The organism is Kyrpidia tusciae DSM 2912 (assembly GCF_000092905.1).
GTDB classification, from domain to species: Bacteria; Bacillota; Bacilli; order Kyrpidiales; family Kyrpidiaceae; genus Kyrpidia; species Kyrpidia tusciae.
Window position 1 is genome coordinate 3,044,244 of record NC_014098.1, and the last position, 26,621, is coordinate 3,070,864.

Below are 26,621 nucleotides of genomic sequence, written 5' to 3' on the forward strand. Positions count from 1 at the left end.
CCTTTGTACGTTCATTTTCGGTTTCCTCCAGTCTATGAGCTCCGTCACTGAAGGTTTGCATGGCAGTTATGCTCGTTTTGCCAACGCAGGCACGACCGAATCGCTGTGGCCAACGCCTCGTGATTGGGATAGTGACTCCCGCGCAACACAAACGATCGTAACGGCGAAAAATGGCATTCGATGCGGTTCAACCATGATGCCTGGGTCCGTGCGAAAATCGGTTCCACGTCATTTTCTGCAGCCCACTCAGTCACAGTACGATTTGTGAGGTACAAATTGTCCAAAACTACGTACAGCCGTTCAGAGCGGTGATACCGCAAACTCAGGATCATTCGAGGCTTTCCATGTCTTGTGTGCTGGTCGGTAATGTCGACTTCCTCCAGAATGACGCGAATGGTCTCCATGCTCATGGAGGTCACGATGCCCCGCCTTTCGGCCTCCTCTTTGAGCTTGGACAGTGACCAATGGGTAAAGGGCAAACCCAGGGTGTTTGGCGGGATCTGGGCCAACTCAATGATCGCGGCTCTTTGTTCTTCGGTAGAGGTCCGCGGTCGTCCGCCCCTGTACCCGGGGTCTTAAGTCCTCCACTCTATGCTGATTGAAGGCATCAATAAGATGACGAATGTGCCCTGAGAGAGGTGATACAACTCGGAAATCTCCGGCATGTTCATCTTTTGAGCGGAAGCCAACACGACCAAAGCCCGTCGCACTTCAACGGGGTTGGATCCTTTGCGAGCCCTCTTCACAAGTTCATTTCCCTCTTCAGGTGTCAGATCTCAGACAAAGATGCACAAGATGATCACCACCTGGGATAATCATTCGACAGACAACTGGCCATCCCTTTCGATTTATCCAACTACATTGCCCGAAGGGGCACTCGTCCCCGTTACTATACATTTCGTCAAGTACAGTGGATCATCCTTTCACTAGACGCCAATAACAGAGCCTTTTCTCCTAACTTAGGATCTCTCAGGTTGCCGGTACAATCTTTCTGGGTTAAAAAGAGGACGCAATGTTTGCCGCCCGGCCTGCGCGTGCTCGGATAGAGGATCCCGTCAAGCCGTTCTCCTCCGGGCAGTCTGAAAGCATACCGAAAATACTCCGCCACCACCTGCGTGGGCACGTATTCCAGATGTTCTTTACCGTCTTTTTCGACCGGCTTTGAGATATCCCTGACAAAATTGTTCAAAAATATGATCGGACCGCGCCACCTGCGTTTCTCGGGGTCAAACAGACTTGACTCTTTCGGCATTTCAACCAGATCCAGCACGCGGAGGGTTCGCAATGTACGGAATACGCCAATACTTGCATCCAGGGGTTCGTCCCCTGTAGCAATCTCGGCCAGAACAGTTTCCCGATCCTCCGCGCCGTAAAACATGGGAATACCCGTCGCACTCATACGGTTGGACGAAACAGCCTTGTTCTTTGGAACGGGCCCAAGATCGGTAACCGATGTATAGGGCTGGAGGTTGTCGTTTATCCTCCCTCTGAAAAAAACACTCCCGACCTGGACCGTTTTGATCATGCCCAACTCGGTGACAATTTTACCAAGAAAAAATAGGATTTCAGCCGCATATGACCGTGCATCCAGTGACCGATCACTCTCGATTGAAACCTGATGAAAAAAGTACCGATTTTCATGTTTTACATACTCACAAAAATACATCCAATCGAAATATAGCCCCTCATCCTCCGTTTCCCCGTAAGGATCTTTGCGACACCATTCCGTATCCATTCCCAGAGCGTTGAGGATGTCTTCTCGGTGAGAGTCCTCATGTATGATCAAGCCCGTATATTCAAGGAGTTCCCATGTGTCGATAACTTCTCCTTGCCAGCCTCCTTCACTGGAGTCCCAGCCAAGACTGTTCATCGCATGTTCCCACTCGGATTTGTGGCACTCAATCCTATGCACAGTACAGATAGAATAAAAGGTTGGTGTGTACACATGGGTCTCACCAGGCCTTGATGATGCCATTGTGTACCGCATCCCCTAATTCCTGATCAAGATCGCCATATACGGCAAGGTGGCGTAGCCGTTGTCCTTCAGGAGGCCCTCGATGCGGCGGAGGTAGATCTGGTTGTGTTCGACGGTTCGGGAAAAGGATTGGATGAGCCGAACGGTCAGGTCCGGCGTCAGTCCTTGGTGGAAGGCCGCCATGCCGATGAGGTGCATTTTGATCAGAGCGTAATGGAGAACCATCAGCACATAGTCGTCAAAGAGGGATGGACGGCCGCTGCACGGGAATAGGTTCTTGAAGACAAAGTTGACCAGATAGTTTTCAAGGATGTATCCGTGTTCTTCCATGAACGGTGCGTAGAAGTGAGCATAGGCCTTCTCGTAGCGTGCAGCGATGTTTTCCACCGGCTCTTCCGCCGTGTACTGAAGACCGTGCAGGCACTCGGCCAGACACTGCAGGTAGCGCTGACTGGAAATGCCCAGAGAAAACCGGATGTCCACCAGTTCCTTGAGCAACTTCATTTGGATGGGAGATTGCGCGGGAATGGCATTCAGATGCTCGTGAAGATCTCCCTGCTCCATCCAGTGCAGGTAGGAACCGATCAAAGCCGGGATGCCGTCCGCCTGTCCCGTTCGGGCCAACTCGTCCGCCTTCCGGTAAAACAATCCCAACCAAAGCAGGCGATCCGCGAGAGCATAGGTGCGGTTTTGCAGGACCTGAATGGTGAAAACCCGCAACTCCCAAAAATATTTTGCGGGTTTGGCCGCATTGGACGGATCCGCCGCATTCAGTACCAGACGGGCCGCCTGTCTGGTATCCTCCGGTTCCTCCAACAGGTCAAACTCCATAGGCTCCGGGCGCAACAGCGCCAGCCGGGCAACTTCCGGACACGACAATGTCGCAGACCTCTCCAGTACGCCGTTGACCTTGTGGATAGCCCTGGGGTATGTCGCGCACGTATCTGACAAGAAATCCTCTCCCAATTGAAGCTGGACCTTGCACCATTTGTCTTCAGACAAAAAAGGACACAACCCTTCGCGATCCATTTTTATTTTTCCGAAGTTGTCCGGACTGCGGTTCGATCTCACCCGTTGGATGTGCTTCTCAAAGAGACGGGTCAACACGGGATCGCGCACACGCTTATATTTTATGAAGGTCGTCTCATCAATAGAGACAGTCCATCCTTTACAACACGTGTCTTCGCAGTTCGGACCGATGCAGGAAAACGTTCGCAGATACTGGGGTACGAGAGCCGGGCTCACCTTCACGCGATTTCGTATCTCCAACTTTCAAATCTCCTTTTTGGCAGTTCCTCAGCCAAACATCAGAATTTAGCATACCGCATAGCCATGCAATGTGTTCTCAAGACTTTCTTTCCATTCCCTATAACTTGGGAGCAATCTCTCTTGCAATTGGACCATGAGTCCCGTGCTATTCCTCTGGTCGTAGAAATCCGCCATGGACTCCATCGCCGTCCAGATCTCCAGCAGGCAAGACTCCAAGTGATCGGCTTGACTGAGTTGGGGGAGAACCGGCTTCAGCGCTTCGTCCATGATGTATACGGCCTCTACGACATCCGCAAAGAGGAAAACCGTTCCATGGATATGCCCGTCGTTCATCCTTTCCCGGATATGTTCAAGGGCTTCCAAACAGGTATCCGATAATACGAGAAGCCGTTGCGCCACCAACCTGTACTTCTCCAAGACAGAGCCTCCCAAATTTACTCGGCGATGTTTCCATTTGGAAAAGAGGTAAACACCAGCACTCCGTCATAAACATTCGCAACAAAAGCCTCAAGGGTTCATCGTGCCAAGGACCCAAGAGAGACAACATCCAGATCCATAGATGGGTCGAAGGCGCCGTCCAATAGGAACGGCGCCTTTCGACTGAAACGCCCAATGCCTTACCGCAACAATTGCAGCACCAGCTGCGGCTGTTGGTTCGCCTGGGCCAACATCGCGGTCGCGGCTTGTTGAAGGATGTTGTTCTTTGTGAAGTTCATCATTTCTTGGGCCATATCAACGTCGCGGATCCGGGATTCGGCTGCAGTTAGGTTTTCGGCTGCAGTCCCCAAGTTATTGATAGTATGCTCAAGTCTGTTCTGAATCGCACCCAAATTCGAGCGAGCTGTCGAAACGGTATTTATCGCCTTATCAATAGTGGTAATAGCTGCTGTTGCATTTGCTTGCGTTGTAATATCAATTCCTCTTACTACAACAGCCTGTTTAGTAATGTTCCCATTAGCATCGGCGGTTGCTGCAGTGGAAGCACCGGACGTGTAATCGGACTTGACAACCGTAAAGGTGGAGGACTGACCGTCAGTAGGGGCGGTAGCGCCGGTAGCAAAAGACACTTTGTCTCCATTTGTTAGAGTAAAGTTATAGATAGTATTTGCTGTTGCTGTTCCATTAACAGTCGCCACAATTGCTCCTGTAGAATCTTTCAAAATAAACTTCTCTGAACCTGCTGTTCCATCATAAGTAATGGTATAGTCTCCTGGGGCCAAGGAATCAGCTTTGGTCATTTGAACCCCCACCAAACCTGCTGTGTTAGCAGTTTCCGACAAGTCTGCCCCGCTTGCGCTGATCGTAACCGTTGCAGCAGATGCGGTCGAAATGGCACCACTAAAGCCGATGTCTATTACATTGTTCCCCTTGGCATCCGTCAGCGTCACCGCTCCACCGGTACCAGCAGCCTGGTTGATAGCAGAAGCGACAATGTTGCCGCTAGCGTCTTTAAGTAAAATATCAAAATTACTGCCATTAGCTACTGTTGTTAACGTATATACGCCCTCGGTTAAAAATTGGTTGTCTGCCAAATCCGCAAGCGTAACGTTACCTGCCGCTCCGGAAACTGTTGCACTTCTGGAAGCTACGTCTGCGGTCACACCCAGAGTTTTGGCATCCAGTGCATTAATGGACAAGGAAATGGTTTGACCTTCGTTAGCACCGATTTGGAAATTCCCGTTAAATCCACCCCCCAACAGGTTTTTTGTATTAAATTCGGTTGTATTAGAAATACGGGAGATTTCTTTTGCGAGTTGGTCCACCTCTTTTTGTAATGCTTTACGGTCGTCATCGGTATTGGTATCATTAGAAGCCTGAACAGCTAACTCACGCATACGTTGAAGAATGGAATGTGTCTCATTCAAGGCACCTTCACCCGTTTGAATCAATGAAATAGCGTCTTGAGCATTACGGTTTGCCATATCCAATCCACGAATCTGTCCGCGCATCTTTTCAGAGATCGCCAGACCCGCCGCGTCGTCCCCCGCCCGGTTGATCCGGTAGCCGGAAGACAGTTTTTCCAGAGACTTTTGGGTTTCTGTGTTGTTGATCGACAGTTGCCTCCACGCGTTCATAGCCGACAAGTTGTGGTTGATAATCATCCTTCGTTACCCTCCCTAGTGGTGTGTATCCGACGGCGTCCGTGCCTGCCGGTGACCGTTCCGCCGTCGGCCGCCGGCGGAGTCCGGTCACTATATACAATCGGACGCAGAGGTCCATTGTTTAACTCCGAGTTCGATCTTTGAGTCGGCTTTTTTCCCGGTGGGCACCAAAGGCCGGTCGTTGGCGGCGAACATCGCCTCAAATCGGATTCGGAGGGCGGATTTCCTCTCCGAAGGGGCCCGTTGTTTCGCCGACCTTTACTATCCATTGTCGGGACCCGGATCCCCCGGGCGAGGGGGATCGGCATTCAACGCCCCCAAGAGCCGGTCCAGAGCGTCACGGCTTTGGGCCGCCCGGCGGTTTTCCTCCCGGATCTGCTCAAACACTTCCTCCCGGTGGACGGCGACCGAGCGGGGCGCGTCGATCCCGAGGCGCACCACCTCCCCTCGGACTTCCAGCACCACCACCCGCACGTCCTCGCCGATGACAATGGCTTCCCCGGCGCGCCGGCTGAGGACCAGCATCAGGCTCCGACCGCCTCGGGCCGGCGGGGAAACAGGGGATGGCGCAGGCTGTGGGGGGACTCGACCGGCACCCACTGCACTCCCCGGCGCTGCCGCACATCCACCACCAGGGGAGCCCGGAGGTTGACCGTCGCCTGCAGAGGATCCTCCGGGACCCGGACGATGGCCAGCACCATCACGTCCTCCGCCCGAGCCCCGGGGAGCAGGTCGTCGGGCACCTCGATTTTGAAGTCTGGCACGATCAAAAAGGGATCGACCACCAGAAAGGCCGGCTCTCCCTCCTCCCCGATCAGACGAAACCATCGTTCGTGGCCCGGAATCGGTTGCAACACAAAGGCCCGGACCTCCGGGAACCCGGGAATGCCTTCCTCAAAGCGAATCAGCGGCACATCTTCCGGCCAGGTGCCGCTGCGGCCCGATTCCTCTGTGGTGACAATCATGCCTTTCTCCCTCCGTTTTTCTGGGTCTAGCCCATTCCCGCCCTTGCCCGCCACTGCAAAATCGTCCGCTGCGAGAGAGGCCGGCGCGAAGCCGGATGTGGGCAGTCGAGACCGCGGTAACTGACATCGGACACACTTGACCAACACCAGCGGCGACCAAATCGACTGCCGACGGCCAACGGCAACTAAAGGGAACGCAGAAGGCCAACGTCAACGGACGCCGAACGGACTGCATGCGGCCAAGGCCGCGGCGACCGCGACGACCGGAGTCCGCACGCAGGAGAACAGGGCCAAAAGCTGTAGTGGCAGATGGCTTTAGCCCCGCTCGTCCACCAACAGCCCCGGCAAAGGCGGCGGGATGATCGTCACGGCGCCGGGCCGGCGTACGTAGGCGTCCACGGTGCCGGGATGGAAGCTCACCTCGGGCGGGTGGACGGCGGGGTTGAGATCCACCCGACCCGGCTGCACCCGGATATCCGCCTGTCCGGGCCGGTAGGTGATATGTACCGAGAACGGCCGGGGTACCAGAGCGGGGATCCAATCCGGAGGGCCGGTCACCTCCCGCAGCGCCCAGTCGGCGATGGGGTTGCCGCCGCGCTCGATATGGGCGAACCGGTCTCCCCACTGTGCAGCCTCGGCGATGCCGTCTGCGTTCACCTGCCGGGACCGGGCGGCCTCGCTCCGGGAGAGCTCCAAGGGCGACATCAATCCCACCTGGGCGAAGGCCTCACTCTGGTCGATCTCCAGCCGGCCGGCGGTTCGGCGGATCTCCACCCTGGCAAGCTCCTGGTGCATGTTGAGATCCGCCGGCGGCTGGGCGATCCTCCACTCCGGCGGTCGGGTCTGCAGGCCGATCTGCGCAAACTCTTGCCGAATCTGAATCTGCGGGACCAGCGGTCCTCCCTCCCTTCGGCCGCGGTGGGGAGCGGCGGCGCGATCCGCCGCAGCGACAGCGCAACGGGGTGACCGGTAGCTTGGTGCCGGGCCGCTGGGCGGCCGGGCGTCGGATGGCGGTAGGCCGGTGGGGAGCGGAGGCGTGGCACACCTGACGCCCAGGCGTCCGGACCTGGCTGCTCGACCGGCGGTTCATCCCCCGGCGACGACGCCTATTTCAAAAAATCCACCAAACTCGGCATCAGCACCCGGGCACCGACGGCCAGGGAAGCCATGTGGACATTCTCCGCCGACTTCAGGTCGATCGCCAGCTTCCCCATATCCGCATCCTCCGTCTTCGAGAGCAGCGACGTCAAATTCTGCACCATATCCCCCAGGCGATTTTGCGCCAGATCCACGCGATTCGACCGGGCCCCCACGTCCGCCCGCACCTCCAACATCTTGCTGTAGCGCGAGTCGATTTTGCCGAGCGCATCTTCGATCTTCGCCGTGTCGTTCCCGTTCAACCCGTCCCGGAGCTGCTTCAACACCGCGAACACATTGTCCGCCTCGGTCGGCGAGCCGAAAAACCGGCTGCCCGGCACATTGACGTCCAGGTGCACCCCGTCCCCGATGTCGTAGAGCACCTGGCCGCCGTTCGTCACCGAAGACTCGGGATTCGCGGTGTCGTAGGGCTTCGTCGTCGTCGCCTGGCCGTTAAAAATATATTTTCCATTATACTGGGAGTTCCCGATGGTCACCATCTGCTGCAGGAGCTGGTCCACCTCCGAGGCGAGGGCCTGGCGGGCGTCCGGGGGCACGGTGTCGGACGCCCCCTCCACCGCCAACTCCCGGGCCCGCTTGATCACATCCCCGGCTTGGTTCATGACCGTGTCCGTATAATCCAGCCAGCCCTTCGCCATATCGGCATTTTGCTGGTACTGGCCATAGTACGCGACCTGGGCTTTGTAGCGCATGGCGAACCCCACACCGACGGGATCGTCCGCCGGGCGGTTGATCCGCTTGCCCGAGGCCGCCTGGTCCTGGAGGCTGCTCAGGCGGCGATAGCTGTTCTGCAGGTCGAGCAAAAACTGTTGGGTGAGCATGCCCTGGGTCACCCGCATGGTGCGCACCTCCTTGTATGCGGTGGTGGGGGACGGCGATGGGTCAAGGCGGCAGCCGGCGAACCGGGCCGGGCGGCCCTCCGGGGCCCGCGACCGGCGCTTCCCGACTTCTCCGGCGCACCCCGGCGGCTACAGTCCCACCACGCCGGTGCCGTTGATCAGCTTGTCCAGCATCTGGTCAATGGCGGTCACCATCCGGGCCGAGGCGCCGTACGCCTGCTGAAACCGAATCATGTTCGCCATCTCCTCGTCAATGGACACCCCCGCCACCGACTGGCGCTTGCCGTCGAGCTGCTGCACCAGGACCTCCTGGTTGGCCACTTGGCGCTCGGCCTCCTGGCTTTGCACCCCGAGGCCGCCGATCACCGCCTGAAAATAGTCGTCCAATGTCCCGTTGGTCAGGGGTGTCGGCACCCCGAGCCCGGTGTAGTCGATCTTCGTATCCTTGATGTTGTTGATGGCGATGGCCAGGGTCCCGTCCCCGGCCAGGCCCGTCAGAGGGTCGGTGCCCTTCTGGGGGGCGGTGGTCAGGGCCGAGGCGATGTTCCCCACGTCACTCACGATGTCCGGCGACACGGCGATGGTCGCCGCGGTGATCGGGCCGCCGTTCGGATCTGTCGACACGAAAAAATCCCCACCGGGCCCGTTTAGGGAGTACCCCAGCCGGTGCAGGCCGTTCAGGCCGTTCACCGTCACCGCGGCCCCTTTGGGGATGGTGGCCACCTGGGTGCCGTCCGCCAGGGTGGTGATCAGATCCGCCGGCACTTGGTCCCCCTGCTTAAACTGACGCCCGTCCGCCAGGGTGACATCCACCGGGAACGTCGGCGCCCCGCCGCCCGAGCCGACCAGGGTCCAGTCCCCGGGCAGTTTGATCGTCATTTTGCCGTTGGCCAAACCGTTGGCAAAGGCATCCAATTGAGCGCGATAAGAGGCCACATCCTGCCGTGCCTCAAGCAGACCCTTGAGTTCGCCGCCCCCAACCGTGAGATTGGCCGGGTCCAGAGAAGTGACCGTGCTATTTTGCAAGACCGTCTGCCCGCCGATGGTGAGCGTATAGGTACCGCCCGACTCGGTGGCCTGGACATCCGCCAACTGCGACAACTGATCCACCAAATAGTCCCGCCGGTCCAGCAGGTCGTTGGGCTGGTCGCCCACCTGGCGGATCTCGGCGATTTGGTTGTTCAGGGTGGCGATTTGGTTGAGGTAAGAATTGACCTGGGTGACCTTGGCCTGAAGGCTCCGCTGGAGGTCGGCGTCCAGATCGGACAACTGCTTGGCCGTCTGGTTCAGGGTCTGGGCCACGGCGATCCCCGTCTGCTTCACCTGCATCCGGGCGGCCAGGTCGTCCGAATTGGGGCCCAGCTTGCCCCAGGCATTCCAAAAATTCGCCATCACCGTGGCCAGGCCCGAATCCGAGGGCTCATTGAGAATCGCGGAAATTTTGTCCAGGGCGTCCTGACGCACATTCCACTCGCCGAGATACTGATTCTGGTGGCGGTACTGGTCGTCCAAAAATTGATCCCGCAGCCGGGTGATCTGCTCCACCTGAACCCCGGTGCCGATCTGGCCCGGGGTCGCCGTTTTGTACAGAGACGGCATCTCAATGGGCGTGGATGCGGACAGGTCCACCCGCTGCCGGGTATAACCCGGGGTATTGGCGTTGTCGATGTTGTGACTCGCCGTGTTGATGGCCGCCTGCTGGCCCCGCAGTCCCCGCACGGCCGTTTCCAATCCGAAAAATGTCCACAGCACGATGCATTCCCCCTCACGCCCGGGTGTCGAACAGTCGCGCCCCGGCCGCAGGCATCCCGCTCCGCGGCGGCACCGGCGCTCCGGCGGCACCCCTCGCAGGACCGGTGCCGGAGGGAACGGCAGGAGCGCCCGCCGACTGGGGACCGTAGGCCGTGCCTGCAAGGCCGCCCTCGGGTTGGGGGCCGTGGAAGGACGCGCCGGCGGGGCCGCCCGCCGCATCGGGGCCGTAGGGCCGCGCACCATCCGGCGGGCCGTACACTCCGGTATCCTGCGCCGCGGTGATCACGTCGATCATCTGGCGCACGTAGGTCAGGGACTGCTCGGTCAGGGCCCGGTTCTGGTCGTTCACCCGCTCCAGTTCCGTCAGAACCCTGTCGAATTCCCCGGCGATCTCCTCCATCCGCCGGCGGGTGGCCGGTCCCACCCGCTCGGCCACCGTTGACAGCCGAAGCTCGTCGGGCCGGATTCCCCACTCCTCGGCCAGCGCTTCCCCGATCGCCAGTCGGCGGCGCTCATGGGCGGCAATCCGCTTCATCCGCTCATCCATGCCCCGCACAATCCGATCGAGAGCCTCCATATCCCCGGCGACTAGCGCCTCTCGCTGACGCTGGCCATCCTCCACAAGGCCCTGGTACTCCTTGAGCAGATCCTCCACCGTCTGCACGAGATGTTGTACCTTCTCATTCATCGCGCCCCGCCCCCTTCCCGATCCGCAGCCCCGGGTCCAGCGCCGGGCCCGGCCTTCGGCGGGCTATCCCCGGCAGGCATTGTGGGGTCAGCGGGCACTCCCCCTGCGGACCGGCCAGCCTGGGGGACATCCCCGGAGCCGAGGAGTAGACCGGCCGCCAGACCGGGCGTCTGCCCAGAAAGGTGGGAGAACCCTGGGCCCTCTCCCCTATCCCGGTTCACCCGGCGGGCGGCCGTCACCCAGTCCAGCATTCGGTCGGCCAAACGCCCGGGGTCCACCTGATACGTGCCCGAGGCGATCTCTTCCTTCAGCCGGGCGATCCGCTCCTCCCGGCTCTCCCCCGTCGGAGCCGCCTGGAGGGCGCCATCTGCCGCACCGGCCCCGTCCCGGACCGTCCGGGGATCCGCCGCAGCGTCTACTTGCGGCGCCCCCGCCAAGGCCCGGGCCGCCTCGGAAATGGCCACCTCGTCCCCTCCCCCGGAGGCGGGCCCACGTTCCCCCGCTCCCTCCGGAGGCCGGCGGTTCCGCCACGTTTCGTAAACCTGTTGCCAGCCCGGCGAATTCCCATCTATGCGCATGGTGGATCTCCCTCCGGCTCTCATCTGTCGCGCCGTGCGCCTTTCTCCGTCCCGACCGTCCATCGGCCGCCCTGCGGCGGGCCGAGACCTCGCCCACACTGAGGCCGTCGCACCGACTCCTTAGTTAGAAAGATCGGCCGGACCGGCGCCGATGTTAAGATCCGAGTGCGATTCCATAAAAAGAAAGCCGGGGGCAACCTGAGCGAATTTTCATTGTTCACCAAGGACATGTGCGTTATACTGGGCGCAGGACAGGAAAATTTTCATGTGGCGGGTGGGATCGAGGTGCCACGACCCAAAGCCGGCGGCTCGGGCCGCTACACCTACGAAGATTACCAAACCTGGGATGGCGAGGAGAGGTGGGAGCTGATTGACGGCGTCCCCTACCTCCTGGCGAGCCCCAGCACGGAGCACCAGCAGATTTTGATGCAACTGTCGGTCGAAATCGGCGGATATCTGCGGGGCAAGGAATGCCGCGCCTTCGCCGCGCCCATGGACCTGACTTTCTCTCCGGATTCCAAAACGAAAGACGTGGTGCAGCCCGATCTTTTCGTGATCTGTGACCCGGTGCCGCCCGGCCCCCGGGTTATCGGCGCGCCCGTATGGATCATCGAAATCCTGTCTCCCTCCACGGTGGCGAACGATCTCATCCGCAAAATGAACCTGTACCAGAGGGCCGGGGTGAGGGAGTATTGGATCGTCGATCCCATGGAAAATCGCATCCACGTGTACCTCCACGACGGCGCCGTCCTCCGCTGGCAGAGGGAATATCAGCCCGGTGACACCCTGGCGCCTTCGATGTTTCGCGACCGCGTGATCCGGGTCGACCAGGTTTTCGGATAGGAGAACATTTGGGCGACATGAAGGTAAATGAATACTCACGCAACTGATCGAAAATGAGGGATCCGATATGCCGTATGAGCCGAAGTTTGACATCCGAGACCCGATCCACGGCTTTATCGAGCTCAGCCGAAGTGAACTGCGGATCGTGGACAGTGCCCCTTTTCAACGATTGCGGCGAATTCATCAACTTGGGACCACTTACCTTGTTTATCCAACGGCGGAACACACACGCTTTGCCCATTCCCTTGGCGTCATGCAGATGTCAACCCGCATTTTCGATCGCCTCGTCCATAAACACCACGGGGAATTAAAATGGTCTGAGGAACAAATCATGAAATATCGACAAATCCTTCGGCTGACAGCATTGTTGCACGATATCGGCCATGCACCGTTCTCACACACATCAGATGGTATTTTCCCGGCGGACCTCAATCACGAAATGATGGGCGCAAAGATTATTTGTGAAACGCCAATTGGGGACATCGTTGACGAAATCGGCAAGCCATTTGAATTCGGCAGACAACACATAGCTGACATGATTACCCAGGGATTGCCCGAAAAGGATTATCGTTTACTCCGAGATCTTTTAATCGGTGAACTCGATGCTGATAAGATGGACTACTTGTTGAGAGACTCCCTGTCACTGGGTGTCGAATACGGAAAATTTGATCTGCCGAGAATCCTGCAAACCTTGTGCTTGTTCCCCCATGAGAGGACGTGGAGGCTGGGTGTCGAGGAAGGAGGGGTACAAGCTGTTGAGGGATTGGTAATGGCAAGATATTACATGTTCGTGCAAATTTATTTTCACAAAACTCGTCGGGTCTATGACAAAATGATGGAGCGCTTTTTGCAAGACCTTCTGCCAAACGACCGAAAAACACTACCCGATAACGTGGAGGAGTATTTGAACTGGGATGATACACGCGTTTTGGAGCGTGCGAAAGAGCATCCGTCGCCATGGGGGCGGCGGATTCTAAACCGGGAACACTTTGTATTAGCCTATCAAGCACCTGCCCGCCGACCTCTAAGCTCCCAAGAAACCAAACGGCTCAAGGAATTGCTTCTTGACATCGAACATACGTTTGGATATAATCAAGTCATAGCCGACTTCGCCTCCAAAACTCCTATCAAATTCGAGCATGAAGAGAACCGAGACCCTTTCAAGACGTCGCTCGCGTTGTTAGTAAAATCGACGAACCGATCCTGTATGCTAGGATCTAGTGTGAGCGCGGACTAAAAAACGACGTGCACAAATTTGCCAGGCGCAAATTCAGGATGGAATGGGAGTGACAATGATGGGATTGGGCGCACTCGCAGCATATGTCACCATGCGACAAGGCCAAATTAAAGGGAAAAAAGCCTTTCAAAAGATTTTCTACTTTTTAACATCATCCGGCATTCCAACCGGCCTTACGTTTCGCATTTATCACTACGGTCCCTACTCATCTGCTTTGGATTATGAAATGGATAACATCCATATGCAAGGGGCCATCACCATGGAACAGGAACAAAATGGTAGATTTCAAACCTGGACCATTCAACCGGGCCCACAAGCCCAGGATATGATTGCCGAAGACTGGATCGTAAAAGAATATCAGTCCAAGATTGACGATCTGCTCAGCATTTTGCCGGATGACCCGAAAACCCTGGAATTGTGGTCAACAACCCACTTTGTCGTTGCGTCAAAAAAGAGATATGGCAACAATGCGGACCCGGAATCTGTGATAAAGACCGTTCAAGAGATTAAAGGAGATAAATTCTCACTTGACGAAATCCGCAACGCTTATGAGGAATTGATGGATCATCAACTGATTTGAGAACTATGACGGAAGGAGCGGGCCAGAAGGTGTCTAGCCCTTATTCTCTCACACCCTTTCTTAACTGCCCAACCAGGCCCCATTCACCTTTGCATCGGAGTGGGATCTCCCACCCACTCCCTCTACCTCCGAACCCTACGGCCGCTGCGTCCAGCCCGGGCGGGTGTGAAACTTGCCGTCTTCTTCCTTTTTCGGCGGCGCAAGCCCCCGGGCCAACTCGGCGGTACACCGGTCACAGAACCGCCCGCTGGTGATCTCCCGGCCGCATCGCTCGCAGGGATAGCGCATATTCTCACCGCTCACCACCGTGAGGCGACCTTCCCGCAAAAACTGCAGCACCAAATCGGGGTCGACCCCGGTGGCTTCGGATACCTCCATGATCGTCGCTCCCCGGTGCTCCGACACGTACTCCCGCACTTTCTGGTAGAGCTCTTCTTCCTCCCGCCGACAAGCCGGGCAAATCTGCTCTCGGCCCACTTTTCGATAAATCCGCCCACACCGCTTGCAATTGGCAAAATCCACGCCGCTCACCCCCCGCCGCAACCGCGCCCGGGCCTCCGACCCGGCCCGCATCCTTATTCTAAAGAGTTCGTCCCGCCCGCGGCAGTTTCCTGCACCGCGAACCACACCCCCGCCAGTCTCCTGCACCGCGATCCCGCCCCGCGCCGCGTCTCACCCCGCCGCGCTCCGCCCCATCCATCGGCCGATCCCCCGGCGAATCCCTTGCGCGGCCATCGCCGCCAAAGGCAATCCCAGGCCGCCCACCGTCGAGAACCCCCAGCCATAATTAATGATCTCGTACCGCATGTTAATACCGCTTGAGAACAACATCAAGCTCCCCGCCCATACCAGAATCGCCCCGGGGACGACCACAGGCCGGTGGTGGCGAAGACCGGCCCACTGGCTGATTGCAGTGGCGAGGCTGTAATGAAGCGCCGATACTTTTAGAAACATCGTCGCCAAGATGCCGATCACATAGATGGCATCCAGCCTCTCCAAAAAATCCGCCACCCTCAGGGCCCGAACCACTTCCAGGGTCGGATAGTGCACGTGCAGCCGGGAGTCGCCGAGAATCGTCGTCACCACCGCCTCCGCCAGGACCCCGGCCACGCTGATGGTCACCACCGCCACCCACAGGGGGCGATAAATCCTCCCCCCCACCACCGCCGGGCGAACTTGAACCACCGTCATCAGTTCCACGCCGTACAGCCAGGGCACCACCGACGCCCGGAGCACCGGATCCAGGCCATCCGCCAACACCGGTTGCAGCTGGTGAAAATCCGCATACTGCAACGAAAACAGAGACAGGGCCACAATGAGCACCACCCCGATCGGGGTGATGATCTCCCCCATCCGTCCCACCGCCTCAATCCCCTGGGTCACGGCATAAACCACCGGAATAAAAAAGAGCCCGGCCATGACGTGTCCCGGGGTGTCGGACAACAGCGTATCCGTGAGAAACAGCACCATTTGACGAATGGCCGTGGCCTCCGTGACATACAGCCAAACCAACGACCCCAAACCCACCACCCGACCGAACCAGGGGCCAAAAACCGTGAAATAGCCTTCCATCATCGTCTGGCCCGGGAACATGCGCCGAAACCCCATGATGACGAGAACCACCACCGCGCCCCCGATAAAGAAAAGGGGGCCCGTCAACCAGGCGTCCCGCACGACGAAGCGGCTGATGGCAAACGGGAGAAAAAGAATCCCGGTGCCCAGCACCAGCCAAATCATCAAAAAGGACAATTGCAATTCCGATAACTGCTGTTTTACCGCCTTCCACCTGCCTTGCCCTTCGGCACGTCTGCGCCGCTCTAGCCGACCGGGACACATCTGGTCACATGCAGTGTGCGCGAATTCGGCCGCCAATATGAAGCCGAAGAACTGTTTGATCGGCCAAATTTCCCCCGTCCAACCCTCCCCCTTTTGCCGGGGGCCGGGCCGCAGTATACTTCGGAGGTAAAGGTGAGGGCCGGCTTCAGCCCGCCGGTTTCTTGCCTTGCTGTTTCGGCATGTCAAATCTGTCGACGAAAGGGGGCGAAGGCCCTGGTCGAGAACCCGGCGGGCGGCGCGCGGACCAAACAATGAAAGCCGCGCCCCAACAGGAAGCGGGCCGTGGTCCCGGAAACTCGATCAGGTGCGGTTATGCTGGCCTCTTTGGAACCCTGGCTTCACCCGGTGCTCATCGTCCTGGCGCTGTTTGCCATCGGCTTTGCGATCTTGAATTTTGGCGCCGTCAAGCGCATCCTGATCGGGCGCCCCATGCGCACCAAGGAGCTTTACGCCAAACACACCAAACTGTTGTGGTACGTGGCTTTGCCGGTCTTGGCCGCGGACTTGTACTCATCGGTGGCCTACGGTCCGGAGGCGGGCATGACGGAGCTCGCCGGCCTCGGGGATTCGGCCAAATGGCTGATTCTTCCCATCACCGCGGCCACGGTGTCGCTGCTCGTCATCCTGATCACCTCCTACATCATGGGCATCATAGCCTATCCCGACGGAGGCGGCGCCTATGCCATCGCGAAAGATAATTTTCGCCGGCCCTGGGCGTCCCTGGTGGCGGCCAGCGCCCTCTTGGTGGATTACGTGCTCACCGTCGCCGTCTCCGTATCCGCCGGGATACAGGCCGTCTCCTCCGCCTACCCCCAGGTGATTCCTTATGAAACGACCCTCGCCATCCTGTGCATTTTCATCATCCTCCTCGTGAATTTGCGCGGGGTGGCGGAATCGGCGTCGATCTTTGCCTGGCCGACAATCCTGTTCATGATCAGCATGATGACCTTGATCTTCGCGGGATTTGTCAATGAGGCCCATCGGGGGTTCCACCAGGCCGCCACGCCCCCGCTTGGCGTTGTGCCCGCCGGGCTGACCCTGCTGCTCGCCCTCAAAGCGTTCAGTTCGGCGTCTTCGGCGCTGACGGGGATCGAGACCATCTCCAACTCGGTGCCGGTTTTCCGGGATCCCCATCAGAAAAACGCCATCAAAGCGTACATCGGTCTCGGGGTGATCACCGGGATCACGTTGCTGGGATTTGCCTGGCACCTGTATGTCCAGGGCATCTCGGTGAACCCGGACAACACCATGCTCTCCCAACTGGCGGGGTTGTATTTTGGCCACGGGGTGGTCTATCAGATCATCATTTGGTCGACCTTCATCGTCCTCATCCTCGCCGCCAACTCCACCTTTACGGGTTTCCCCCAATTGGCGGCTTTGGTGGCGGCGGACGGCTTTCTCCCCCGAGCGCTGACCATCCGGGGCGACCGGCTGGGCTACTCCAACGGCATGCTGGTGCTGGCGGCCCTGGCCTCGTTGCTCATCGAAGTGTTTCACGCCGAGACCAACGCCCTCATCCCCCTGTACGCCATCGGGGTGTTCCTGTCTTTCACCGTGGCCCAGGTGGGCCTCGTGCGCCGGTGGCTGCGGCTTCGCCAGGGGATTTGGCCGGTAAAATTGGCGATCAACGCGGTGGGAGCCGGGGTGACGGCTCTGGTGGCCATCATTTTCGCCGTGACCAAATTCACGGACGGGGCGTGGATTGTGATCGTGGTGCTGCCCCTCTTGGTCGCCCTGTCGGCGGCGGTGCACCGCCATTATGAGCAAATCGGCCGGGAGCTCGCCATCGACCTGGCGGCGGAACGCCCGGAAACCCATTCGGTCATCTCCATCGTGTTGGTGTCCGGGGTCCATCGGGTGGTCCTGAACACCCTGTCCTTCGCCCAAAGCATTCATACAAACGTGATCGCGGTCTATGTGGGGTTTGACGAGGAGTCTATCGAGAGGATGAAAAAACAGTGGGAGGCGTGGGGCTCGCCGTGCAAGCTCTATACCCTAAAGAGTGAGTACCGATCTCTTCTCCGGCCGTTGTCCCTGTTCATCCGCACGTTGGAGAAAATCGAGGGCGGGCCGGACCGGGTGCATGTGATCGTCCCCCAATTCATCCCGAGGCGGTGGTGGCACAATGCGCTCCATAACCAGACGGCGCTCCTGATCCGATTGTGGCTGATGCGCAACCGAGATGTGGTGGTGACCACGGTGCCGTACCATTTGCACCAATAGAGAGCTTGCGGGATGCGGAACGAGGCGCCCATTCCTGCGCAAAAAATGGGCCTCCGCAAGGCCCGGGTTCATTCTTCGTCCGTTTCCAGATCCCGATAGGCGAACACCACCAAAGCGTGGAATTCCCGGCGGTCCTTAACCAGGGAAACCGAAATGGGGTCCGCCCGCTCGGCGTCTTGGGTCAGCTGGATCTGGCTCTTGATGTGGGCCAGGGTCGGCCCCTGAAACATCTCCACAAACGTGCGGCGCGTGTTTAGGCCTGAGGCCACCGCCTCCACCTCCGAACAGTGAGGAATGCTCCTCGATCGCTCAGTGTATGCGAGCGGTCGGTCCGGGTTGCCAGTCCCTTGGCAAACACGGCCCGTCCCACCGCCGCCCGCCTTTTTCATGTTGCCACAGAAATGCCGCGACGTCTATGGCTCGAAAGGTGGATTTTTGCGCAATTCGCGAAAAACCGCCGACTTCGCCTCCCTCCGGCCCCGGCCGCGCTCTTTGCTCCAGGATTCACCTGGCGATGACCAGCCCGTACACCTCCCGGGCGCCCCCGGCCCGGAGCACCCGGGTGCAGGCCTGCGCCGTGGCCCCGGTGGTGAGGACGTCGTCCACCAGCACCACCGCCCGCTCCCGAATCTCCGCAGCCTCCGGGGAGAGGGCAAAGCGGCCCTCCAAGGCGGTGAGCCGCTCCCGGCGGCCCCGGGTCGCCTGGCTCCGAAGCTCGCCCCGGCGCTCCAGGGCTGGCACCGCCGCTCGGCCCACGGCCCTCCCAAGCCCCTTGGCCACCCGCTCCACATGGTTCCAGCCGAGAGCCCGCCTCTTTTCCGGGTGCATAGGCACGGGCACGATCAGTGCGTCTGCCGGCGGATTCAGGTCCCGCCACGCCACCGCCAGCATCCCCGCCAAAAGCTCCAACGGACCGCCGTCCCGTTGGAATTTCACCCGATGAATCGCCTCCCGCAGGGCTCCCCGATAGGCCCCGTAGGCGCAAACCCGGCCCAGACCCAAGGGGTGTCGGAGGCAGTCTCGACACAGCCCCGGAGCCGGCGTGCTCCTGGCGCACCCCGGGCAGTGGGGCGGATCATGACGAACGATGAGTTGCCCGGCACAGCGGTCGCAGGCGGTGGCCAAACGGGGCCTGTCCAGCTCTGGAAGTCCCACGGGGATCAGATTCCCCCGGCGGCCGCAAAAGGGGCACCCAGGAGGCGGCGGCCAAAGTGGATCAAACCACGTCCGCAGGCGGCCACCGATCCCCGGGGCTTTCCGTTTCCCCCCGCTCCCCGACTCCCCACCAAACCACTGGTCCACCCTCAAACCTCCTTCCCGCGCCAAACCCCCGCCGCGAATACAACCCCGTTGGCGAAGCCTCCCCGCCTGCACCGGGCTGCAAACCATGACGAGGCCCGGTCCGCGTCGCCGGGGCGACGTACCTCACCCTTGCGCCGGACGCCGCAAACCGGTGACGTGCCCACCGCCATGTCCCCGGGGTGACGCAGCTCAGCCTTGCGCCGGATAATGAAGCAGCGCCAACACTCCCGGGCCCACGTGGGCCCCGAGCACCGGGCCGAGCTCCCGCACCGGAACGGGCTGCTCCGCGGCCATCCCCTCCACCCTTTGACGCAGGGCTTCCGCGTCCGCCTGGCGATCCGAATGGATGACGCAGATGTTCTGAGGGCCTTCTCCCACCGCTTCTTCCACCCGCTCCAGGATCCGCTCCACCGCCCGGCGGTGGGTCCGCACTTTCTCCGCCACCGTCAGCCGTCCATCCTCCAGGGTGAGAATCGGTTTGACCTGAAGCATCGTTCCCATCAGCGCCTGGGCCGCCCCCAGCCGCCCGCTGCGGTGTAGATAATTCAGATCGTCTACGACAAAATACGCCCGCAACTGCCCCGCCAAGGTTTCAAGGCGCTCGGCGCACTCCTGGGGAGACCGGCCCGCCTCCGCCATCTTCAGGGCCTCCACCGCCAGCACCTCCATCCCGTAAGAGGCGAATCGGGAATCCACCACCGCGACGGGGCCGGAGACCTGGGACGCCGCCGTCCGGGCCGCCTGGACCGTCCCGCTCAGCGCACTGGAGAGCACGATGCACACGACCCCCGTGTACTCTTCCAGCAGTCGGGAAAATACGCCAACGAACTCCCCCACCGGTGGCTGGGAGGTGGTGGGGGGAGGAGCCCCCTGTTTCAACCTGGCATAAAACTCTCTGGTCGCAAGGTCCACGCCCTCCCGATAGGCCTTGTCGCCGATAATGACCGTCAGCGGGACCACCGTGAGGCCAAGGGCCTGGACCCGATCCTCCGGAATTCCCGCCGTGGAATCCACCACCACGGCAAAAGAAGGCTTCTGTCCATGATCACCGCCCATTACCACGCACACCATCTCCTGTCCGTCTTCACGAATGACCCCGACCGGGCAGACCCGGCCCGGCCACCTCTTCGCTCAAGCAAAGCACCGCCGCGGGGCGGCCCGCTGTCGGGAATGGTCCCTTCACTCCCGGGCAGCCATGCCCCACCCGGGGCAGGCCCCCATGCAGGCCGCTCCCCCCATTTTACCCGCCGGGAATCAAATCCTCCACTTCCCCCCGCAGGCGGGCAGCGAGAAGGGTCGAACGGCTGTGCCCGCGCACCCGGGCGATAGCCCGTTGGAGCGCCCGGCGGTCCCCCAGGAGCACCACCAATCGTTTCGCCCGGGTGACCGCCGTGTACAGCAGCGCCCGCTCCAAGACCACCGTGTGGGCGGGCACGACGGGGATCACCACGGCGTCGTATTCGCTCCCTTGGCTTTTGTGTACCGAAAGGGCATAGGCGAGCTGCAGATCGTCCCACTCCCCGTCCCGATACAACACCCGGCGAGGGCCGGCGGGATCCGGGTATTCCACCGTCATGTCCCGTTCCTCGGGGTCGATCTCCACCACCCGGCCCACATCCCCGTTAAACACTTCTTTTTGATAATCATTGCGGACCTGCATCACCCGATCCCCCAGGCGAAAAACCCTGCCCCCCGCTTGGACTTCGGGCTTATCCGACCCCGGAGGATTCACCTCGCCCTGAAGGCGGGGATTCAATCCCTCCACCCCGAGCGGCCCCCGCCTCATGGGGGTCAGGACCTGAATCTCCCCGTCCCCGCCGAGAAATATCGGCAAACGCCGGACATAGAGGGACACCACTTCCCGCGCCAACGCCTCGGGGTCCCGGCGTTCCAACCAGAACCAATCCCCTTCCGGCGACCGGAGTTCGGGCAACTGCCCTTCGAGAATCCGATATGCGTTGCGCACGATCCCGCTTTCCGAAGCCTGGCGAAACACCCGGGTCAGCCGCACCACCCGGGCCAAGCCCGAGGCGATAATGTCCTCCAGCACCTGGCCGGGCCCCACCGAGGGCAACTGGTGCGCGTCCCCCACCAGGATCAGGCGGGTGCCCGGGGCCAAAGCCCGGAGAAGGGCATAGAGGAGGAGCGTATCCATCATGGAGCACTCGTCCACCACCACGGCATCCGCCTCGATGGGCCGGGATTCGTGGCGCTGGAACCGCAATCCCCGGCCTTCCACGTGCCCCGCCTCAAGGAGGCGGTGAAGGGTCTTGGCGGGCCGCTCGGTGCTCTCATCCAAGCGCTTCGCCGCCCGGCCGGTGGGAGCGGCGAGTTCCACCTTGCGGCCCTGCTCCTCCAAGCGCCTGAGGATTTCCCGCAGGACCGTGGTCTTGCCCGTGCCAGGACCGCCGGTGATCACCACCAGAGGAGCCTCGGCCGCCGCCCGCACCGCTTCGAGCTGCTCTGGAGTCAAAATGACCTCCCGGCCACCCTCGGGTGAATCGAACGGAGCCGGCAAATCGGCCGAATCGGACGACGCGGTCCGGCAACCTTCCGGTCCTGGGGACGTGTCGTCCTCCTTATCGGCGGAAGGCCAGGTCTCCTTCGGCCCGAGCGGGCCCGCCTCGGTAGCCGACCAAAGGGTCATGGCCGTCAACCGTTGGGCCGCCCCTCGTTCCGCGTGGTAATAAACGGCCGGAGAATAGTAAACCCCGTCCCTCTCCCCGGTGACCACGCTCCCGTAGACCCGCCGCCGGGCGATCAGGTCGGCCATCGCCCCCCTCACCGCGTCCGGCGGAGATGTGAGCAGCCGCACCGACCGCTCCACCAATCGGTCTTCCGGCAGACAGGTGTGCCCTTCCTCCGCCCCTTGCATCAACACATACAAGACCCCCGCCTGCAAGCGCCCGGGATCGTCCCGGGCAATCCCCACCTCCCGGGCAATGCGGTCCGCCGTCGCAAAGCCGATGCCCCACACTTCCTCGGCCAGCCGATACGGCGTCCGTTGCACCACCGCCAGGGCATCGTGCCCAAACACCCGCCAAATCCGCCCGGCCAGCCCCGGCCCCACGCCCTTATCCTGCAAAAACATCATCAGGTCCCGCATCTGCCGGTGTTCCCGGTATCCCTCCGCGATCTGCTCCGCCTTCCGGGCCCCGATCCCCTCCACTTCCCGAAGGCGCCCGGGCTCGTCCTCGATCACCCTCAAAATGTCTTGGCCAAAATGATCCACCAGCCGTTCGGCAGTTTTCGGCCCCACCCCCCGAATCAATCCTCCGCCGAGGAATCGAATCAACCCCTCCCGGCTGTTGGGAGCGAGACTTACCACGTGAAGACAATCCAACTGGGCCCCGAATCGGGGGTGATGTTTCCACCGCCCGGTCAACCGCAATCGTTCTCCAGCCCGCACCTGCTGTCGGGCCACCGCCGTGACTTCCGGACCACCGTTTTCCGGCCGCAGGACAAACACCGTGAATCGGCCGTCCTCCGACGCGTAGGTCACCCGCTCCACCACACCGACCACCATTTCCAACCGTTTCTCCGACCTTTCCCTTGCCGCCGGCCGCGCTCCCTGTCTTCACGTCCTGTTCGCCTCTTGGCTCAATTCTACACCGGCCGTCGGTTCTCCTTCCGCCCCCCGGGGCGGCCGAAAAAAAACGGGCGGTCACCGACGATCGGTGTTCCCGCCCTGACTCGCCCTACCTGTCCGTCGCTCGGGGGTTTGTTCAGGATCCCCGGGCACTTTCCATCCCTGTGACGCCGTTAAGCCTGAGGAGTACGACCAGCCCCCGCTCCGCCGTAGTTGGCCAGCTGCTGCTCGGCCAACGCCACCAGCTTACGGGTCATGTTCCCCCCGATCGCCCCCGTATCCCGGGTCAACATCGTCCCCCAGTAGCCGTCCTGGGGCACCTGAATTCCGAGTTCCTGGGCCACCTCGTACTTGAACTGATCAAGGGCTCGGCCGGCCTGAGGAACTACGGGGGTGTTCCGCTTTTGGCCACGCGCCATCTGCTCTCCCCCCTTTCGCTTTTGGGTATTTGGTAGTCTCTTCAGAACCCGGGGGTTTATGCGCAGACGCGCAGCAAAATTCCCGGCCGCCCTCTTCCACCCTCTCCAAAATCTCACAAAATGCGCCATCCCCGCTCCCCCGTCCCCGCCGCCTCGGCCCGGCGCGCCCCGGTCTCGGGTCCAAGCCCATACAGCGCCCGGAGGGTTGGCATGACCGTCTCCAAGCCGCCTCCACTCCGCAGATCAAACCCGACCCACCGCCTGGGCGCCGGGAGTGCTTCACCTCCGGCCCGCAACGGAAGGGGCAGACCGACGGTTGCCCCCCACCCCGCGGAGCCTCCCGTCACCCCGGGCAAGACCGCACCGACCCCCGGCGCTCTTCCCGCTGCAACCGGACAGGCTTCGAGCCACGTCTCCCGCTCCGCCAATCGCTCCACAATGGCCATGGTGTTATCTGCCGATCCGTCGTCCACCACGACCACCCGCAATCCCGGAACCGCCACCGCCACCTCGGCGGCAATCCGCCTCAGCAAGCCCTCGATAAACGGCTCGGCGTTCCGGACCACCAGGGTCACGTCCGTGGGCGGAAACACCGGCCGCCGATAGGTTAAAAGGCGCAAAATATGCCAAACAGCGCTAATGAAACCATAAACGGAAAATATCCACAATAACACGGCCAACATGCGGCAGCACCTCCCTCGGTGCTGCCATGATATGCCGGGCCCGGGGGCCGGGTGATTGCCCACTGCTCGGCGGGCCCGCCGGGCGTCCCCTAATTCAACGTCACCCATCCCCGCCGCAGAGCAACCAGCACCGCTTGGGTGCGATCCCTGACCACCAGCTTATCGAGGATGCTCGCCACGTGATTTTTTACCGTTTTCTCACTCAAGACTAAAGCCTTCGCAATATCCCGGTTGCTCCGCCCCTCAGCGAGGAGCTGAAGCACCTCGAACTCCCGTTTTGTCAAAGGCGCCACGATCCCTGGCGCCTTGTCTTCCCCGTCCTCCTCCGATTCAAAGTCTACCATCCAATCCCATCCGGCTTCCCCTCTCGAAGCCTCTCGCCCTTCCCCGGCAGGCCCGTGAACCGCCAGGGCGGGAGTGGGAGCCGCCACCGCCGCCGGAGCCTGGTCCTCGTCCCAGCCGAGCGCTTCCCCGCATGCCGCATCCTCCCGGTCCTCGGCCAAGACGCTTCGGAGCACCTCCAGGACGACCCGGGCCGCCGCCGGGTGGAGATAAGCCCCGACCCGGGCCAGACCCCGGATGCCTTCCACCAAGCCCGAAGCCCCGACATCCTTCAGGAGCACCCCATCCGCCCCCGCGGCCAGAACCTCCACCAATCGGCTGTCCGCCTCATGGGCCAGGACCATGACCCGGGTCTCCTGGCGGATCGATTTGATCGTGCCGACTGCCTCAGCGGCCTTGTTCCCCACCGTCGCCAGATCGAGCACCACCACATCGACCGAGGTATTCTCCAGGACATTTTGGATCTCTTGAATACTGCGGACCTCTCCCACCGGCATCATTTCCTTTTCCATCTCCAGGATGGAGCGCAGGCCCCGGCGGTACCGAAGGTGATGGTCCACCAGTAGAATCCGTATCTCTGCCATAAACCATTCCCCATTGCACCTGACATCTCCCAGCCCCTCACCGGGAGGTACCGTACTGATGATTCCACCGATCCGTTTCCCGACTTGTATGTATCTGGCTCCATTATACCTTGTCCTGCCATCACTTGGACAGGACAAATTTCGACGAAATTCGAGGGGAAGAAGGCCGCCGGCCTTCTCCGCACACCTCCGGGCCGGCCCGTGCCTTCGTCGGCCTCTTCCGAACCGATGCGGGCAGAAACAAAAAAAGGGACGCCGTTTCCAGGCGTCCGATTGCAATGGGGTAAGGGTGATACTACAGTATACGTCGACCCTGTCCTCGCTATGAGGGTACTCTGGCCTTGTCCGAGTCATCCGCCGATCAACTTCAGTCCCGCCGCCTCCCGAAGAATCTCGGCTTTGTCAGTCCGCTCCCAGGGCAGGTCCAAATCCGGCCGTCCAAAATGCCCATAGGCCGCCGTCTGTCGGTAGATGGGACGCCTGAGGTTCAATTCCCGGATGATCCCCGCGGGCCGCAGGTCAAAATACTCCCGAACCAAATCCTCGATGCGCTCTTCGCTGATCCGCCCCGTTCCAAACGTGTCCACCATGATGGACACAGGCCGGGCCACTCCAATCGCATAGGCCACCTGAACCTCGCACTTGTCCGCCAGCCCCGCCGCCACGATATTTTTCGCCACATACCGGGCCGCGTAAGCCCCGGAGCGATCGACTTTGGTGGGGTCCTTCCCCGAAAAAGCCCCACCGCCGTGCCGGGCATACCCGCCGTAGGTGTCGACGATGATCTTTCTCCCGGTTAACCCGGCGTCCCCCCGGGGGCCGCCGATGACGAACCGCCCGGTGGGATTGATGAAAAACTTGGTGCGGGCATCGATCATGTGGCGGGACACCACCGGATCGATGACGTACTCTTTAATATCTTTTTCGATGGTGTCCAGGCTGACCTTCGGATGATGTTGGGTGGAGATCACGATGGTGTCCACCCGCACGGGCCGCCCCTCCTCGTACTCGATCGTCACCTGGGTTTTGCCATCCGGGCGAAGATACGACAAAAGCTTCTCCCGGCGCACCTCGGCCAGGCGCTTTGCCAACCGATGGGCCAGGGAGATGGGGAGCGGCATCAGTTCCTCAGTTTCGTTCACGGCAAATCCGAACATGAGACCCTGATCCCCGGCCCCGGTGGCCTCGATCTCCTCATCGGAGATCTCACCGGTCCGCGCTTCCAGCGCCCGATTCACCCCCTGGGCGATGTCCGGGGACTGCTCATCGATGGAGGTGATCACCGCGCAGGTGTCCGCGTCAAAACCAAACTTTGCCCGGGTATATCCAATCTCGCGAACGGTTTCGCGGACGATTTTCGGAATATCGACATAACAGTCCGTCGTGATCTCTCCGGCGACCAGCACCAGTCCCGTGGTCACGGACGTTTCGCACGCTACCCGCGCCATCGGATCCTTCGCATAAATCGCATCCAATACCGCATCGGAGATCTGGTCGCACATCTTATCCGGATGGCCTTCCGTCACGGATTCCGACGTGAACAGGTACCGCCTCGGCACGTGCCACTCCTCCATTCCTGGGCGCAAATCCGCATCAAACCCGCTGATAAAACGTAATAATTATAGTATGCGCCTCAGCCGTCGTCAACGGCACGCAA

General features: G+C 60.6%; 26 protein-coding genes and 1 pseudogene. 5 read left to right on the forward strand and 22 right to left on the reverse strand.

The annotated features are described in order from the left end of the window. Nucleotides 1-44 precede the first annotated feature (44 nt). The 8 genes and pseudogenes from BTUS_RS14865 to BTUS_RS17120 all read right to left on the reverse strand — a co-directional run. Nucleotides 45-554 (reverse strand): annotated as a pseudogene (locus BTUS_RS14865) (hypothetical protein); the annotation flags it as partial. 347 nt (nucleotides 555-901) lie between these two features. Continuing rightward, entirely contained in the window at nucleotides 902-1,987 is a 1,086-nt protein-coding gene (locus tag BTUS_RS14870) for a HEPN-associated N-terminal domain-containing protein (protein ID WP_013076887.1), read from the reverse strand. A gap of 3 nt (nucleotides 1,988-1,990) precedes the next feature. Continuing rightward, nucleotides 1,991-3,226 (reverse strand): flagellin lysine-N-methylase, encoded by a 1,236-nt coding sequence (gene fliB / locus BTUS_RS14875; protein ID WP_322785835.1) that lies wholly within the window; start codon nucleotides 3,224-3,226, stop codon nucleotides 1,991-1,993. Between the two features lie 63 nt (nucleotides 3,227-3,289). Beyond that, on the reverse strand, nucleotides 3,290-3,661 hold the full coding sequence (locus tag BTUS_RS14880; protein ID WP_013076889.1) for a hypothetical protein: 372 nt from the start codon (nucleotides 3,659-3,661) through the stop codon (nucleotides 3,290-3,292). Between the two features lie 200 nt (nucleotides 3,662-3,861). Further along, nucleotides 3,862-5,346 carry a flagellin N-terminal helical domain-containing protein gene (locus tag BTUS_RS14885; protein ID WP_013076890.1) on the reverse strand — a complete coding sequence of 495 codons (1,485 nt, stop codon included), beginning with the start codon at nucleotides 5,344-5,346 and terminating at the stop codon, nucleotides 3,862-3,864. A gap of 261 nt (nucleotides 5,347-5,607) precedes the next feature. Continuing rightward, nucleotides 5,608-5,871: a carbon storage regulator CsrA gene (gene csrA / locus BTUS_RS14890; RefSeq protein ID WP_013076891.1), complete on the reverse strand. Its 264-nt coding sequence runs from the start codon at nucleotides 5,869-5,871 to the stop codon at nucleotides 5,608-5,610. Next, nucleotides 5,871-6,311, reverse strand: a complete 441-nt coding sequence (gene fliW, locus BTUS_RS14895; protein ID WP_013076892.1) for a flagellar assembly protein FliW — start codon at nucleotides 6,309-6,311, stop codon at nucleotides 5,871-5,873. The genes csrA and fliW overlap by 1 nt, the downstream gene beginning before the upstream one ends. Before the next feature lie 315 nt (nucleotides 6,312-6,626). After that, on the reverse strand, nucleotides 6,627-7,166 hold the full coding sequence (locus BTUS_RS17120) for a DUF6470 family protein (protein ID WP_322785836.1): 540 nt from the start codon (nucleotides 7,164-7,166) through the stop codon (nucleotides 6,627-6,629). Between BTUS_RS17120 and BTUS_RS18545 the strand changes: the two genes are divergently transcribed. Continuing rightward, nucleotides 7,101-7,277 (forward strand): hypothetical protein, encoded by a 177-nt coding sequence (locus tag BTUS_RS18545; protein WP_169307987.1) that lies wholly within the window; start codon nucleotides 7,101-7,103, stop codon nucleotides 7,275-7,277. The two genes, BTUS_RS17120 and BTUS_RS18545, sit on opposite strands and share 66 nt — an antisense overlap. 140 nt (nucleotides 7,278-7,417) lie before the next feature. Here the strand turns inward: BTUS_RS18545 and flgL are convergent, their stop codons facing one another. The 4 genes from flgL to flgM form a co-directional block, all read right to left on the reverse strand. After that, entirely contained in the window at nucleotides 7,418-8,308 is an 891-nt protein-coding gene (gene flgL / locus BTUS_RS14905) for a flagellar hook-associated protein FlgL (protein WP_013076894.1), read from the reverse strand. Between the two features lie 129 nt (nucleotides 8,309-8,437). Continuing rightward, nucleotides 8,438-10,060 carry a flagellar hook-associated protein FlgK gene (gene flgK, locus BTUS_RS14910; protein ID WP_013076895.1) on the reverse strand — a complete coding sequence of 541 codons (1,623 nt, stop codon included), beginning with the start codon at nucleotides 10,058-10,060 and terminating at the stop codon, nucleotides 8,438-8,440. A 13-nt stretch (nucleotides 10,061-10,073) separates the two neighbouring features. Further along, the gene (gene flgN, locus BTUS_RS14915) at nucleotides 10,074-10,748 is read right to left on the reverse strand and encodes a flagellar protein FlgN (RefSeq protein ID WP_013076896.1); all 675 of its coding nucleotides are present in this window, start codon (nucleotides 10,746-10,748) and stop codon (nucleotides 10,074-10,076) included. Then, the gene (gene flgM / locus BTUS_RS14920) at nucleotides 10,745-11,389 is read right to left on the reverse strand and encodes a flagellar biosynthesis anti-sigma factor FlgM (protein WP_083780233.1); all 645 of its coding nucleotides are present in this window, start codon (nucleotides 11,387-11,389) and stop codon (nucleotides 10,745-10,747) included. Before flgM ends, flgN begins: the two co-directional genes overlap by 4 nt. A 222-nt stretch (nucleotides 11,390-11,611) precedes the next feature. On the opposite strand from flgM, the gene BTUS_RS14925 reads away from it, so the two are divergent. The 3 genes from BTUS_RS14925 to BTUS_RS14935 all read left to right on the forward strand — a co-directional run bounded on the left by BTUS_RS14925 (nucleotide 11,612) and on the right by BTUS_RS14935 (nucleotide 13,986). After that, nucleotides 11,612-12,169 (forward strand): Uma2 family endonuclease, encoded by a 558-nt coding sequence (locus BTUS_RS14925; protein WP_041306318.1) that lies wholly within the window; start codon nucleotides 11,612-11,614, stop codon nucleotides 12,167-12,169. 67 nt (nucleotides 12,170-12,236) lie between these two features. Then, nucleotides 12,237-13,406 (forward strand): HD domain-containing protein, encoded by a 1,170-nt coding sequence (locus BTUS_RS14930; RefSeq protein WP_013076899.1) that lies wholly within the window; start codon nucleotides 12,237-12,239, stop codon nucleotides 13,404-13,406. Nucleotides 13,407-13,455: 49 nt separating this feature from the next. Further along, the gene (locus BTUS_RS14935; protein WP_123809341.1) at nucleotides 13,456-13,986 is read left to right on the forward strand and encodes a hypothetical protein; all 531 of its coding nucleotides are present in this window, start codon (nucleotides 13,456-13,458) and stop codon (nucleotides 13,984-13,986) included. Between the two features lie 135 nt (nucleotides 13,987-14,121). Here BTUS_RS14935 and BTUS_RS14940 read toward each other — a convergent pair whose 3' ends face one another. Next, a complete protein-coding gene (locus BTUS_RS14940) occupies nucleotides 14,122-14,559 on the reverse strand; it encodes a TIGR03826 family flagellar region protein (protein ID WP_052300662.1) in 438 nt (145 codons plus the stop codon). A 99-nt stretch (nucleotides 14,560-14,658) separates the two neighbouring features. Next, entirely contained in the window at nucleotides 14,659-15,741 is a 1,083-nt protein-coding gene (locus BTUS_RS14945; protein ID WP_013076902.1) for a GerAB/ArcD/ProY family transporter, read from the reverse strand. Between the two features lie 393 nt (nucleotides 15,742-16,134). Here BTUS_RS14945 and BTUS_RS14950 point away from each other — a divergent pair, with 393 nt between their 5' ends. Then, on the forward strand, nucleotides 16,135-18,045 hold the full coding sequence (locus tag BTUS_RS14950; RefSeq protein ID WP_041304421.1) for an APC family permease: 1,911 nt from the start codon (nucleotides 16,135-16,137) through the stop codon (nucleotides 18,043-18,045). Nucleotides 18,046-18,113: 68 nt separating this feature from the next. On the opposite strand, the gene BTUS_RS14955 is transcribed toward BTUS_RS14950, so the two are convergent. From BTUS_RS14955 to metK, 8 genes are all read right to left on the reverse strand, one after another. Then, entirely contained in the window at nucleotides 18,114-18,314 is a 201-nt protein-coding gene (locus BTUS_RS14955) for a hypothetical protein (RefSeq protein ID WP_013076904.1), read from the reverse strand. A gap of 235 nt (nucleotides 18,315-18,549) precedes the next feature. Beyond that, nucleotides 18,550-19,347, reverse strand: coding sequence for a ComF family protein (locus BTUS_RS17125; protein ID WP_013076905.1), 798 nt, complete (start codon nucleotides 19,345-19,347; stop codon nucleotides 18,550-18,552). A 189-nt stretch (nucleotides 19,348-19,536) separates the two neighbouring features. After that, nucleotides 19,537-20,403 (reverse strand): DegV family protein, encoded by an 867-nt coding sequence (locus BTUS_RS14965; RefSeq protein ID WP_041304425.1) that lies wholly within the window; start codon nucleotides 20,401-20,403, stop codon nucleotides 19,537-19,539. Nucleotides 20,404-20,587: 184 nt separating this feature from the next. Then, entirely contained in the window at nucleotides 20,588-22,873 is a 2,286-nt protein-coding gene (gene recD2 / locus BTUS_RS14970; RefSeq protein ID WP_013076907.1) for an SF1B family DNA helicase RecD2, read from the reverse strand. Nucleotides 22,874-23,109: 236 nt separating this feature from the next. Continuing rightward, nucleotides 23,110-23,355, reverse strand: a complete 246-nt coding sequence (locus tag BTUS_RS14975; RefSeq protein WP_013076908.1) for an alpha/beta-type small acid-soluble spore protein — start codon at nucleotides 23,353-23,355, stop codon at nucleotides 23,110-23,112. Between the two features lie 113 nt (nucleotides 23,356-23,468). Further along, nucleotides 23,469-24,038, reverse strand: coding sequence for a glycosyltransferase (locus tag BTUS_RS14980; RefSeq protein ID WP_013076909.1), 570 nt, complete (start codon nucleotides 24,036-24,038; stop codon nucleotides 23,469-23,471). Between the two features lie 89 nt (nucleotides 24,039-24,127). Then, the gene (locus BTUS_RS19125) at nucleotides 24,128-24,964 is read right to left on the reverse strand and encodes a response regulator transcription factor (RefSeq protein ID WP_013076910.1); all 837 of its coding nucleotides are present in this window, start codon (nucleotides 24,962-24,964) and stop codon (nucleotides 24,128-24,130) included. Between the two features lie 350 nt (nucleotides 24,965-25,314). Next, nucleotides 25,315-26,523 (reverse strand): methionine adenosyltransferase, encoded by a 1,209-nt coding sequence (metK, locus tag BTUS_RS14990; RefSeq protein WP_013076911.1) that lies wholly within the window; start codon nucleotides 26,521-26,523, stop codon nucleotides 25,315-25,317. Nucleotides 26,524-26,621: the final 98 nt, after the last annotated feature.